Annotated in this window: 11 protein-coding genes; all 11 read left to right on the plus strand. The window is 48.0% G+C overall.

The window, feature by feature from the left end; all coding sequences use genetic code 11:
- Nucleotides 1–6: 6 nt before the first annotated feature.
- The 11 genes from E7Z59_RS12510 to E7Z59_RS12560 all read left to right on the plus strand — a co-directional run bounded on the left by E7Z59_RS12510 (nt 7) and on the right by E7Z59_RS12560 (nt 13,790).
- The gene (locus E7Z59_RS12510) at nt 7–1,650 is read left to right on the plus strand and encodes a RagB/SusD family nutrient uptake outer membrane protein (RefSeq protein WP_136336679.1); all 1,644 of its coding nucleotides are present in this window, start codon (nt 7–9) and stop codon (nt 1,648–1,650) included.
- Between the two features lie 420 nt (nt 1,651–2,070).
- The gene (locus E7Z59_RS12515; protein WP_136336680.1) at nt 2,071–2,430 is read left to right on the plus strand and encodes a hypothetical protein; all 360 of its coding nucleotides are present in this window, start codon (nt 2,071–2,073) and stop codon (nt 2,428–2,430) included.
- Between the two features lie 53 nt (nt 2,431–2,483).
- Nucleotides 2,484–7,445, plus strand: a complete 4,962-nt coding sequence (locus tag E7Z59_RS12520) for a 2-oxoacid:acceptor oxidoreductase family protein (RefSeq protein WP_199287173.1) — start codon at nt 2,484–2,486, stop codon at nt 7,443–7,445.
- A gap of 15 nt (nt 7,446–7,460) precedes the next feature.
- Nucleotides 7,461–8,819, plus strand: coding sequence for an electron transport complex subunit RsxC (gene rsxC, locus E7Z59_RS12525; protein ID WP_136336681.1), 1,359 nt, complete (start codon nt 7,461–7,463; stop codon nt 8,817–8,819).
- The gene (locus E7Z59_RS12530) at nt 8,812–9,831 is read left to right on the plus strand and encodes an RnfABCDGE type electron transport complex subunit D (protein WP_136336682.1); all 1,020 of its coding nucleotides are present in this window, start codon (nt 8,812–8,814) and stop codon (nt 9,829–9,831) included. Before rsxC ends, E7Z59_RS12530 begins: the two co-directional genes overlap by 8 nt.
- Nucleotides 9,828–10,544, plus strand: coding sequence for an RnfABCDGE type electron transport complex subunit G (locus E7Z59_RS12535; RefSeq protein WP_136336683.1), 717 nt, complete (start codon nt 9,828–9,830; stop codon nt 10,542–10,544). The genes E7Z59_RS12530 and E7Z59_RS12535 overlap by 4 nt, the downstream gene beginning before the upstream one ends.
- Nucleotides 10,534–11,160 (plus strand): electron transport complex subunit RsxE, encoded by a 627-nt coding sequence (gene rsxE, locus E7Z59_RS12540; protein ID WP_136336684.1) that lies wholly within the window; start codon nt 10,534–10,536, stop codon nt 11,158–11,160. Before E7Z59_RS12535 ends, rsxE begins: the two co-directional genes overlap by 11 nt.
- Entirely contained in the window at nt 11,157–11,738 is a 582-nt protein-coding gene (locus tag E7Z59_RS12545; protein ID WP_136336685.1) for an electron transport complex protein RnfA, read from the plus strand. Before rsxE ends, E7Z59_RS12545 begins: the two co-directional genes overlap by 4 nt.
- An 11-nt stretch (nt 11,739–11,749) precedes the next feature.
- Nucleotides 11,750–11,983: a hypothetical protein gene (locus E7Z59_RS12550; RefSeq protein WP_136336686.1), complete on the plus strand. Its 234-nt coding sequence runs from the start codon at nt 11,750–11,752 to the stop codon at nt 11,981–11,983.
- Nucleotides 11,984–12,019: 36 nt separating this feature from the next.
- Nucleotides 12,020–12,877 (plus strand): ferredoxin reductase domain-containing protein, encoded by an 858-nt coding sequence (locus E7Z59_RS12555; RefSeq protein ID WP_136336687.1) that lies wholly within the window; start codon nt 12,020–12,022, stop codon nt 12,875–12,877.
- A 46-nt stretch (nt 12,878–12,923) separates the two neighbouring features.
- Nucleotides 12,924–13,790: an RnfABCDGE type electron transport complex subunit B gene (locus E7Z59_RS12560; protein ID WP_136336688.1), complete on the plus strand. Its 867-nt coding sequence runs from the start codon at nt 12,924–12,926 to the stop codon at nt 13,788–13,790.
- Nucleotides 13,791–13,850 lie beyond the last annotated feature (60 nt).

A 13,850-nucleotide genomic window follows, 5' to 3' on the forward strand; every position in this document is an offset into this window, starting at 1 on the left:
ATAGTTATGTTTAATAGAATAAAACAAGCGTTATTGTTGGTATTAACCATCGCAATAACCTCATGCGAAAAGGACTTTTTGGAGACCACTCCAACTGATGCCATTTCTGCTACAGACGCTCTTTCCAGTGCAGAGAATATGCAGCTGATCCTGAATGGTCTGCACAGAGGACTGTTCTCCCAATCACAGACCATTTTCCCGGGTGGTAATACAGCCCGTGCCGGTAACCATTACTGGATCCCGCTAGGGGATAACCTGGCAGGAGGCGTTATCCACTCTGCAAGAGCAAATAACTTAAGTTGGCAAGATGAAACCCAGTGGATCTCACATACTGATCAGACAGCCTTAACTCCTGAGATCCTTTGGTATCACCGCTATAATACCATTGCCAGTGCCAATGCCATCATTAACAAAGCAACTGATGGTAGTCTGGTTATGGATGAGAACCTGAATGCTATTGTTGGCCAGGCTTATACGTACAGAGCGTATTCTTACCTTTCTTTGGTTCAGCATTTTGCTAAAGGATACCTGATCGGAAGCCCATCTACTGATCCCGGAGTGCCATTACTTTTTGGTACAGAAGAAGGATTCAACAGTGCGCCAAGATCTACGGTAGAAGAGGTATATGCGCAGATGGAATCTGACATCAATACGGCTATTGAGTACTTTGAAAATGGAACGCCAAGACCATCAGGAGGTCCTGAGACAAAGTCACAATTGAATATTGATGTAGCCAACGGTCTTAAAGCCAGAATAGCCTTATCAAAAGGTGATTGGCAAACTGCTGCTGATGCTGCTGTTGCAGCCAGACAGGATTACCCAATTATGAGCGAGGCTGATTGGAAGTCCGGGTTTAACACCACTTCGCTGCCTGAGGTTATCTGGGGTAGTAACGTGATCGATACGGAAACTACTTTCTTCCGTTCGTACTTCTACCTGATCTGTAATACCTTTAATGGTAGCCAGAACAGAAACAACCCTAAGCTGGTTGACAGAAGACTGTATAACCAAATTCCTGATACTGACTACAGAAAAGACGTATTCTTAGCAGATGCTCCTAATACCAACACTTCTGCAGCTAATGGAGAAGGTGGTTTTGGAAATGATCCGAACTATACTGACGAGGCGCTTTTTGATGCTAAAGAAGCTGAATATCGTTCTCAGTACGGGTGGACTACCCGTCATAACTCTCACCCATACATGCAGGTGAAATTCTTACAGAAGAACCCGGGTACCATCGATCCTGATGATATCATTTACATGCGTTCTTCAGAGATGTACCTGATCGAGGCCGAGGCTAAGTTAATGATGGGAGATATTGCAGGTGCTCAGACGGCTCTTGAGCCACTTGGAACTGCCAGAGACAGTGCTTATGATGTATCTGTTTACAATACTGCTGAATCATTGATGGATCACATCAAGTTCCAGAGAGGTGTTGAATTATACGGTGAAGGATTCCTTTACACTGATAAGATCCGTTGGGATGATGGTATTGACCACGCAGCTGACGGAGGTTCAGGAGCTTCAGAGGTACTTTACCAGGCAGGTTTCCGTCAGGATCCTCCTTCTGTAAATGACGCCTGGATCTTTAAGATCCCTCAAAGAGAGATCGATGCGAATCCAAACATCGGTCCAGGTGACCAGAACTAAGAGAAAATGATCCTAAAGCACTCTTTAATAAGGTGCTGAAAAGGAACATTCTTTATAGCAAAAGCCCTTCATTGAAAAATGAAGGGCTTTTTTTTTGTAATCTGCTGAAATAACCACCCCACCCTGCCTTTGCCATCGCGCTACCTGGCTCTATCGCTAAAAAGGTCCACTGGACCTTTTCTTTACGCTCAGCCCCCTTAAAAAGGAGGGGGATATCCCGTTTCTATGGATGAAGTTCGGTTCCCCGTAACTCCCCACTTACCATTCACCATTCACAATTCACCATTCACAATTCATAATCCATCATCTAAAACTCAAGACCTGATATAAGTCATGAAATATTGACCACCCCTTCCTTAATTTTAGTGTAATCCCTAACCAAATGTACAGCTGTCAGCTACTTCATTTAAACCAATTTGTATGGAAACTACACTGATCAGATCCAATTTCGAGCAAGCCCTTCAATGCCTGGAAGCGGCAAAGAACGAGTTAAACCGCCCTGCCGAAGATGTGGTGCCCTTTATGGTGTGCAGAAGCGCCCGCAATTCAATTTCCCATTCCTTAATGGGATTTTTATTGAAGAATGATACCGTGTTGAATGAGGGGGAATCTCTCGATGTACTCCTTGAAAAATGCAGGACTCTTGATAAAAGATTCCTGGAATTCGACCTGAGTCCATTAGAATTTGACAAGGATGAAGAATACAGCGCTGAACCCGATAAGATGGAAAGTTGTATTGACCTGGCCTTGTTTGCAAGACAACTGGCAGGAGCTTCTTAACCTGACCATGACCAACATATATCTCCTTCAAAGTATCTCAAAAATTTTCAGTTATGACCAAGGCCTTATTAGAGAAAATCGGAATAAGTAAAAAATCGGAAGCCTCCGCTGCTAAGGGCGCTTCCAAATACAAATATCCGGGAAAACCGGTGGCAATGGACGGTAATACGGCTGCCATTATGTGTGAGCGCGAGTCTACCGATGCCGCAGGGGCATTTCCCATTACCCCCTCTACCCAGATGGGGGAATATTGGGCAGATGCTGCCGCCAAGGGGCATTTAAACATCTCAGACAAACCCCTGATCTTTATCGAGCCCGAAGGGGAGCATGCAGCCGCAGCGGTTACCGCCGGACTTTCCATGACAGGGTTGCGAGCGGCAAACTTTTCCTCAGGACAGGGAATAGCCTATATGCATGAGTCGCTCTATGCGGCGGTAGGAAAACGTCTGACCTATGTACTTAATATAGGTGCGCGTGCCATGACCAAATCAACCCTGAACGTGCACGCCGGTCACGACGACTACCACGCTGTTGATGACACCGGGTTTTTCCAGATGTTCGCTAAAAAAGCACAGCATGTAGCCGATCTTAACATCATAGCCCACCGCATAGCAGAGTTGGCATTGACTCCCGGGATCATTGCCCAGGACGGGTTTTTAACCACCCACCTGATAGAATCATTTATGCTGCCGGAAAGGGAATTGATCAAAGAGTACCTGGGGCGTCCTGATGATATCATCAAAACCCCCACTCCGGCCCAACGTATTATCTATGGCGAAACACGACGCCGTATTCCGGAGCTTTGGGATGTTGATAACCCGGTTATGGCCGGGATCGTACAAAACCAGGACTCCTATATGCAGAGCGTTGCCGCCCAGCGTCCCTTCTTCTTTGATCATATACAGGAGCTGACCGACCGGGCCTTTGAAGAATATGCCCAGCTTACCGGAAGGCGCTATAAAAGGGTGATGACCTATAAAACCGAAGATGCTGATTACCTGATCCTGGGGCAGGGAAGCCTGGTGCCCAGTGCAGAGGTAGTAGCCGATTACCTGCGCGAAACCCGGGGCATTAAAGTAGGGGTGGTTGACCTGGTGATGTTCCGGCCTTTCCCGGCAGATTTGCTGGCTAAGGTTTTAAAAGGCAAAAAAGCGGTGACCATCCTGGAGCGTCTCGATCAGCCCCTGGCTGTTGATTCTCCGATCACCAGGGAGGTGAGAAGTGTCTTGAACAAATGTGTCGAGAACGGTGCCCATAAAAAACAACACCCTTATCGCGAACTTATCTCCTATGCGGTAACAGATATGCCCGCCATTTATTCCGGTTCTTTTGGTATGGGTAGCCGTGACCTGCAGCCCGAAGGTATTATCGGCGCTGTTGAGAACATGCTTCCCGACGGGAAACACAAAAAGAATTTTTATCTCTCCATAGATTTTATCAGGGAGGTGGCCAATTCACCAAAACAGAAGGCCTACCAGGAATCTATTGCAGCCTCTTACCCGCATGTAAAGGACCTGTCGGTACGCGGCTCAGAAAATCCTAACCTGATGCCTAAAGACGCCATTACGGTGCGTTTTCACTCCATTGGTGGCTGGGGTGCCATTACCACAGGAAAGAACCTGGCCATGACCTTATATGAATTATTAGGGTATAACATTAAAGCCAATCCGAAGTATGGTTCAGAGAAAAAGGGACAACCCACCACCTATTACCTGGCAGCGGCTTCAGAACCTATCCGCATTAACTGCGAATATTATTTCGTAGATGTGGTGCTCTCTCCCGATCCCAATGTATTTAAACATACCAATGCCCTTGCAGGGCTGAAACAGGGTGGAAGCTTTATTATACAAAGTGACCGTAAAACCCCTGAAGAGGTATGGGCCGATATACCGGAGTTCTATCAGAAGATCATCATTGATAAAGAGATCAAACTCTTCTATATTGACGGATTCAAGATCGCCCGCGAAGAGGCCACCGACCCCGAATTACAGTTGCGTATGCAGGGTATTGCCTTCCAGGGAGCATTTTTTGCCGCCTCGCCCTTAATGGAGAAATCCGGACTTTCCGAAGAAAAACTATTAAAAGCCATCGAAGACCAGTTGCAGCATAAGTTCGGTACCAAAGGGCAACGGGTGGTCGAGGATAATATGCGGGTGGTAAAACGCGGATTCGATGAGGTCGTTGAGATCACTGAAAAGGAAGTAGGAGCGGGTAATCAGACCAATGGCAGTGTTCAGGAAATGCCCCCTGTACCTCAAATGCTGAAGGAAATTCCCCAAAGTGAATCCAAATTGAGTGATATTCACCGTTTCTGGGAGCAAACCGGGAATTTCTATCTGCGAGGCATGGGGAATGATAACCTCACCGATCCATTCATCGGGCTGAGTGTGATGCCGGCGGTAACATCGGTATTCCGCAATATGACAGGCATCCGCTTTGAACACCCTAAATGGATCCCGAATAACTGTACCGCCTGCGGTGATTGTTATACCGTATGTCCTGATACCGCCATTCCGGGTCTTGTGAGTGAGGTGTCTGATGTTTTCGATACTATCGTAACACGGGTTAAAAAGAACCACGGTAAGCTGGAACACTTGCCCAGAGCCGTGCGTAAACTCGAGAGTAACGTAAGAACCCTGTTCAAAACATCCAATAACGGGGCTACCGTCAATGAAAATATCAAGAATGCCATAGAAATGACCATCGCCGATCTTAAAGGCAATTCCGAAATGGTTAAGGAGTTTGATTGGTTCAAAGAGGAGTTGGGGGAATTCAATTTCGCCTTAACCCGGCCTTATTTTGACCTTCATGAGAAAAAAGAAGAAGGCAGCGGAGGTTTGTTCAGTATCACCATCAACCCCAACACCTGTAAAGGATGTATGGAATGTGTGGCCGTGTGTAACGACAATGCCCTGATCAAAATTCCGCAAACAGAAGGTTCTGTGGTAGAATTGAACAAGCAATGGGATCTCTGGAATGCCCTGCCCAATACACCTCAGAAATTTAATCGCATTGATGATCTGGAAGAAAAGATAGGTCCGCTGGAAACACTCCTGCTCAATAAAGATGCTTACCTGAATTTTGCCAGTGGAGACGGAGCGTGTTTGGGATGTTCTGAAAAATCGGTGGTGCACATCTTTACCGCCACGGTAGAGTCGCTGATGCAGCCGCGTATAGAGAAACATATGGCCTACCTTGAAGAGCTTACCGATAAACTGGAGAAGCATGTCCAGGGGAAACTGATGGGTGGGGTAGATCTCACAGATTCTGCCACCATGGCCAAGATCGTTAGCGAGATGCAAAATGCTGATCTCACCATGGCAGAGATCACCCGCAGGTTCGAATCTGAGAAAGGTGGAGAACCGATTGACCAGGAATGGCTGCGAAATATTACCCAGCTGCTGGCACAGCTGAAAAAGCTCAAATGGAAATATACCAATGGTACCTCCGGAAAAGGGCGTTCTAATATGGGAATGCTCAATGCCACAGGTTGTACCTCGGTTTGGGGCAGTACCTGGCCTTTTAACCCGTATCCTTTCCCTTGGGCCAATCACCTGTTCCAGGATTCTACCTCTATGGCCATGGGTGTCTTTGAGGGACATATGGCTAAAATGGCAGAAGGCTTTAAAGCCATTAGAAAAGCAGAGCTTATTCTTGATGGAAAGTACGACCCAACAGAACACGATGAGTTCTTTACCTATTTTACCTGGCAGCAATTCACTGATGAAGAGTGGCTGTTGTGTCCGCCGGTGGTCACCCTCGGAGGTGATGGCGCCATGTACGACATAGGTTTCCAGAACCTCTCCCGTATGATGGCCTCCGGTAAACCGATCAAAGTGATCGTGGTTGATACCCAGGTATACTCTAATACCGGTGGGCAGGCCTGTACCTCCGGCTTTATCGGCCAGGTGTCTGACATGGCTCAATACGGTAAGGTTTGGAAAGGGAAGGAAGAACCCCGAAAAGAGATCGGCCTGATCGCCATGGCCCATAGAAATACCTACGTGTTACAAGGGTCTCTGGCCAATACGAGCCAGATGATAGAAGGATTTATCGATGGCTTAATGACCAAGCGTCCGGCTATATTTAACCTTTATACCACCTGCCAGCCTGAACATGGGGTCGGTGATGATATGGGGGTAAACCAGGCGAAACTTGCTGTGGAATCAAGAGCCTATCCGGTCTTTAAATACAACCCGGATCACGGTATTAAAACCACCGAGGCCTTTGACCTGTCAGGGAATCCGGATCTTAATAAAGACTGGCCGACCTATCGTTTAAAATACCTCGAATACGGACAGGAACGCACCATGGAGCTGCCTATGACCTTTGCCGATTTTGCCCTTACAGAAGCGCGGTTCAGGAAACATTTCCGCAAAGTACCCAGAGATGCCTGGAATGATAACATGGTATTGTTAGCTGAATTCCTTGACATGGAAGAAAGCGACCGAGAAGGTAAATTCCCCTTTATCTGGGCAGTAGACAGAGATCAAAAACTCAACAGAGTTTTGGTGGCTAAACCCATCGTGGAGTCCTGTGAGGAACGACGCGATTTCTGGTTGCTTCTGAAAGACCTTGCAGGCGTAGATGCTGAGCAGTCCATTGAGGAAAATTTGGAAGAAAAGATACGTAGCGAGGTGGTTGGCAAGATCGCACAGGGATTGATGAAGTTGGCCGGTGGCAATAACAACGGCATGGAAGGCCTGGTAGTGGATACCCCTGTCGGGCCAGTTGAAAAGGAGGCTGAAACAGCATCCAACGGCGAGTATATGGCCCCATGGCTGGAAACAGGAGAATGTACCTCTTGTGACGAGTGTATGAAGATCAACGCGAATATTTTCGCTTATAACGATGACAACAAGGCTTTTATTAAAAACCCAAAGGCAGGAGCTTATGAAGACCTGGTGAAGGCTGCTGAAAAGTGTACCGCCGGGGTGATCCATCCCGGGTTGCCGGCCGATCGCTCTAAAAAGGATATTGAAAAGTGGATAAGTCGCGCTGAGAAGTATAATTAAATTACAAAAGGCACTATGTCGTTATTCAATTTCCATAAGGATACCTTTAAACATGGGATACACCCGCCTGAAAGTAAGGAAGAGACCAGGGGGTTGCCTATTAGGCAATTCCCCTTTTCCCCGCTGATCATCCTGCCTATGGAGCAGCATATTGGCGCCCCGTCTCAGGTCCTGGTCCGGGAAGGGCAGGAAGTCCAACGGGGGCAATTACTGGCTAAAGCTGGGGGGTACGTTTCCGTACCCTTGCATGCCCCGGTGTCGGGAACAGTGCGTAAGATCGCCAATGTGCCTACCATTTCGGGAAAAATGTCGCCCGGGATCTATCTCGAAGCTTTTCCGTTTTCAACCCAGGAGGTAAAAGAAGGTAAACCCATAGACCCGGACACGGCTACCCCGGAGGAGATCCTCCAGGGTATTCAGGATGCAGGTATTGTCGGACTGGGAGGGGCCGCCTTTCCCACCCATGTAAAGCTAAAAGTGCCTGACGGCAAGACCTGTGAAACCCTTATTATAAACGGGGTGGAATGTGAACCTTACCTGACGACCGATCACCGGGTGATGCTGGAGCAGGAGGAGGATATTTTTACCGGTATCAAATACCTGCTGAAAGTAACCGGGGCAAAACAGGCCATTATTGGTATCGAGGCCAATAAAAAGGATGCTGCGGCCCACCTGGAAAAACACCTGCCGAAAGATCTGCCCATTGCTGTAAAAGTACTGCCGGTAAAATATCCGCAGGGGGCAGAGAAGATGCTGATCACGGCTATACTCGGTCGTGAAGTGCCCTCAAAAAAACTTCCTATAGAAGTAGGCGTGGTAGTGGTCAATGTGGCCACCACCGCAGAGATCGGACGTTTATTACCTCATGGAAGAGGCATACAGGAAAGGGTGATCACCATTTCCGGTCCCGGGGTTAAAAAGAAAGGGAACTACCTGATCCCCGTAGGTACGCCGCTGCGGTTCGTCTTAGAGCAGGTAGGGGTAGAGGAGGATGTTTGTGAGGTGTATATGGGCGGCCCGATGATGGGGATGGCCGTATCTAACCTCGATATTTCCATTGTAAAAGGAACCTCCGGTATCCTGGTCTTTACCAGGAAAGAGGTAAGTCTGAATACTAAAACCTATCCCTGTATTAAATGCGGGGCCTGTGTTGATGCCTGCCCGATCTTGCTGAATCCCTCGCAAATGGGGATCCTGGCCAAATTCGGGGCCTATGAAGAAATGGCATCCGATTTTAATTTAATGGATTGTTTTGAATGTGGTTCCTGCAGCTATGTGTGCCCGTCTCATATTCCGCTGGTACAATATTTCCGATTGGCCAAACGTGCGGTTCGGAAGAAGGAAGCCCTGCAAAAAGAAAAAGTAAATGCTTAAAAAGACCCTACATATAAGTTCATCACCCCATATCTTCAAGGGGCACACTACCGATCAGATCATGAAAAATGTGGTTTGGGCCTTACTGCCGGTGGTGTTTTACTCGGTGTATGCCTTTGGGTGGAATGCCCTGCTGGTCATTGCCACAGCTACCTTGGGGAGTGTGATCACAGAGCATGTTCTATGCCGCCTTTCAAAAAAAGAAACCACCATTGCCGACTATTCGGCAGTAATCACGGGGATACTCCTCGGGCTTACCCTGCCTCCGGCTTTTCCGTTATGGATGGCCTTTGTAGGAGGAGCCCTGGGTATCGCCCTGGGTAAATACATATTTGGCGGCCTGGGGTATAATGTATTTAATCCGGCCCTGGTAGCAAGAGCGGTATTACAGGCAGCCTTTCCGGTAGCCATTACCACCTGGCATCCCGCCTTTTTACCTGATCGGTTCTCCGAAGTAGCCTCTTCGGTACTCGCCTTACCCTTAATGCAGCCCCAATACGATGTCATTTCCGGAGCCACCCCCTTATCGGCATTTAAGTTTGAAGGGTATACCACACCGGCCTCAGAGTTGGCCTTTGGGCTGGTAAGCGGTTCGGCCGGAGAAACCTGTGCCGTGATCATTATCCTGGGAGGGATCTACCTTATAGCAAGGAATATGATGAATTGGAGAATCCCGGCTGCGGTTTTGCTGAGTGCTTTCTTGCTGAGTGGAGCCCTGTACCTGGTGAATAGCGAACTATATCCTTCGCCGGTGTTTATGCTGTTCTCAGGGGGGTTGATGCTCGGAGCAGTCTTTATGGCTACCGATATGGTATCCTCGCCCATTACCCCCCTCGGACTTTGGATCTATGGAGCTATTATAGGGGTCCTGACCATCGTGATACGCGTTTGGGGCGGACTCCCCGAAGGCGTTATGTATTCCATTCTCCTGGCCAATGCCATTTCTCCCCAGATCGATAGGCTTATTAAGAACCGGGTGTACGGTACTACCCCAAAAATGAAAGCGGTATGAGTGAAACGGTGAATATAGCATCACAAAACCCTGCTGGCAGTACAAAAATGCTAAAGGCCATGGTGGGTATAGGAGTGCTCAGTGCCCTTTTGATCGTGGTGACCTTTGAGCTTACCCAGCCTCGCGTACAACAACTAAAGGCCGAGGCCCTGGAAAAGGCCATTTTTGAAGTATTACCCGGGGCGGTGAGTTCGCGAACCTTTGGCGTAAATGCAGAAGGAAAGTTGATAGCTCCCGATACGGAAGAATCACCGGTTTCGTTAGTATACGCCGGGTATGATAGTGCTGATCAACTGGTGGGCTATGCCGTAGAGGCTTCCGGCCAGGGCTATGCCGATAAGATCAGGATCTTGTATGGATACAACCCAAAGCAGCAACAAATAATAGGATTTCAGGTACTGGAAAGTAAAGAAACTCCCGGACTGGGAGATAAGATAGAAAAGGAACAACGGTTTCTTGACAATTTTACGGCCCTTGACGTAGGCCTGAATAAGGAAGGAAACATTGCCAATAAGGTGACCACCGTTAAACAGGGAGCCAAGGTAAATGCCTGGGAAATTGACGGTATAACCGGGGCTACCATTTCTTCCAGGGCTGTGGGCGATATTATTGGCAGCAGCACTGAAGAAGTGATCCCCCTGCTTTTTGACAATTATAAAATGATGGAAACCCCCAAAGCAAACCCAAAAAAAAACGAGAACGATGACAAATAACCCACCTCCATCTGCGAAGAAGATCACCTCGACCGATGAGTTTATCAAAGGGTTGTGGAGGGATAACCCGGTATTTGTTCAGGTGTTGGGAATGTGCCCGGTATTGGCTGTTTCTAATACAGCCGAAAATGCCCTGGCTATGGGTCTGGCGACAGCCTTCGTGCTGTTGATGTCGAATATCCTGGTGTCTCTGCTGCGAAACTTTGTTCCCAAACAGGTTCGTATAGCCTCCTATATTTTGATCATTGCTACCTTCGTGACCGTGACCGATTACGCCATACAAGCCATTAGTGTAGAGCTGCACAAGGCCCTGGGAGCCTTTATCTCTCTGATCGTGGTAAACTGTCTGATACTGAGTCGGGCGGAGGCCTTTGCCTCAAAGAATACGGTGAGTAAATCGGTGCTGGATGCCCTGGGAATGGGCCTTGGCTTTACCTTCGCCCTGTTGTGCCTGGGCGCCGTGAGGGAACTCCTTGGAAACGGATCCTTATTCGGCCTTGCGGTATTTCCGGAAGGATTTCAAAGCTGGATCGTAATGATATTGCCTGCAGGAGGGTTCTTTACCCTGGCTGCATGGTTATTGGTAATTAACGCCCTTCAAACCAAAAAAGCATGAATACAGAATCTCTTGGAACGATCTTTCTCAACGCCTCCTTGGTGAACAATTTTGTGTTGGCTTATTTCCTGGGCATCTGCCCGTTTCTGGGAGTTTCCGGAAAGATGGAAACCGCCACAAAAATGGGAGGAGCCGTGATGTTCGTCATGCTCATCAGTTCGGTATGTGCCTACGGCATTCATGCCTTCCTGGTGGTTATTGATGCCCCTTACCTGCAGCTGATCAGTTATATAGTGGTGATTGCCTCTACAGTTCAGTTAGTAGAGATGTTTATTAAAAAAATGAGTCCGGCATTGTTCCAGTCCCTTGGAATATTCCTCCCCCTCATCACTACCAATTGTGCTATTCTGGGAGTGGCTTTATTCCAAACCAATAAAGGCTACGGATTGCTGGAAAGTGTGGTCTATGCCCTGGGGGCCGGAGTTGGATTTACACTGGCACTGGTATTGATCGCAGGATTAAGAGAACGGCTCACTTTTGCAGAGGTACCCTCCATTTCTAAAGGTACCGCATTGACATTGTTTATAGCCGGAATATTATCGCTCTGTTTTATGGGCTTTGCAGGCCTGGGAGCTTAAAACATAAAAGTATGTGGCATTCACTTTTAATAGGAATCGGTTTAATTGTAAGCATCGTGCTGGTATGGGTGCTGGTGCAAGTTCTATGGAAGGACGCATTTCGCGAAGAATACCGTGAAGATGATGTGCTTGCAGGAAGAAGAAGCTGCTCTAATTGCGGGTGTACCACCCAGTGTGGAAAAAAGGAGCGGGAGCTCCGGAAACCTAACCCGAACTTAGTTTTCAGGGAACTCAATAATGACTAATCATAAAAACGCTTATCCAAGAAATACATAGAAATCATGGCACATTTATCAGATTTTGCAGTCGACAAACAGTATAAGGCAGTGGTACGCAATACCTCCCGCCTTACCCCAACAGATACTGAGGAGGTAAGGGAGATCGTACTGGAAGTACAGGATCCGGCATTTACATGTCAGGTAGACCAAAGCTTTGGCGTTTTGGTAAATACAAAGGATGAATTCGGCAACTCCATGCATCACCGACTTTACAGCGTGGCAGACCTGCCCGTAAAAGAGAATGGCAACCCAAAGATCACCATGCTGGTAAAACGCTGTTCATATATTGATGAATTTAGCGGGGAAGAGTACCAGGGAATTGCCTCGAACTATCTATGCGACAGAAGGAGCGGAGATGAGATCACCCTGACAGGTCCTTTCGAACTGCCATTCAGAGTGCCTGAAGATAAGAGCGCAAACATGATCCTGATAGGATTGGGAACCGGTATCGCTCCCTTCCGGGCCTTTATCAAACATATCTATAAAAACGTTAAAGACTGGGAAGGAAAAATACGGCTCTTCTATGGGGCACGCAGTGGCCTGGAGTTGTTGTATATGAACGATAAAGACGGTGATATCTCTGATTATTATGATGAAGAAACCTTTGAGGCTTTTCACGCCTTGAGTCCGAGACCGGCCTGGGCCGACCCTATTGATCTGGATAAGGCGCTGGAAGCCCAGACGGAGGAGATCAAGGAGTTATTGGCCAGTTCGAACACCTATGTGTATGTAGCAGGGTATGAAGCCATCCATAAAAAACTCAACAAGGCTTTTGCCAATATTCTGGGCTCAGAAGAGAAATGGAGGTTGCGAAAAGCTGAACTGATCGCCGGTAGAAAATGGGCCGAGATCATTTTTTAAGATGAAAGATAGGTAAACCACTTGTTTAACGAACCGCTGAAGTACTATGTCTGTATTTATTGCCTTGGCCGCCTTAGGAGGGTTAACCCTATTGCTTGCTGTAATGCTTATTACCGCAAACAGGAAGCTTTTTGTGTATGAAGACCCTCGTATTGAAACGGTAGAAGACATGCTCCCTAAGGCCAATTGCGGGGCCTGTGGTTACCCCGGCTGCAGACCCTTTGCCGAAGCCCTGGTAAAAGGTAAAGCCCTGCCGGGCAAGTGTACCGTGAGCACCGATGAAGGCAGGCAATCGATCGCCCAGTTCCTGGGGGTCGATCTTGGCAGGGAAGAACGGCAGGTAGCCCGACTTGCCTGCGCCGGCGGAACCAATGTGGCTATCAACCGTGCCGAATATGAAGGTATAAGAAGCTGCCAGGGGGCAGCTCTGATCTCCGGTGGCGGTAAAGGATGCTTTTGGGGCTGTTTAGGTCATGGCGACTGTGAAGTGGCCTGCGATTTTGACGCCATTACCATGAACGAACATGGCTTGCCGGTGGTAGATGTGAATAAATGTACCGCCTGTGGCGACTGTGTGGTAGCCTGTCCGAAAGATCTTTTCTCCCTGCAACCGGTAAGCAACCGGCTTTGGGTGGCCTGTAAAAACCTGGAACACGGAGAGGCCATCCTGGAAGATTGCCATGTGGGGTGTACCGCCTGCGGCCGTTGCGCCATGGACGCCCCCGGAGACCTGATCACCATGAAAAACAACCTTCCTGTTATTGATTACTCGAAGTTTCACCAAACGAAAGATCCTATCCAGCGATGCCCTACCGGGGCTATTGTCTGGTTAGATGATGATGGTACACCCGTGAAAGGAAAAGACAGCAGAAAGATCATTAGAAAAGGGGAGCGCAGGGTTGGAAGTTCATAGGGAGAATCAAGAGCCAGGAGTCAAGAGTCAAGAGTCAAGATGTAGGAATATGGACGAAAG

It is taken from the genome of Robertkochia marina (assembly GCF_004799345.1).
GTDB classification, from domain to species: Bacteria; Bacteroidota; Bacteroidia; order Flavobacteriales; family Flavobacteriaceae; genus Robertkochia; species Robertkochia marina.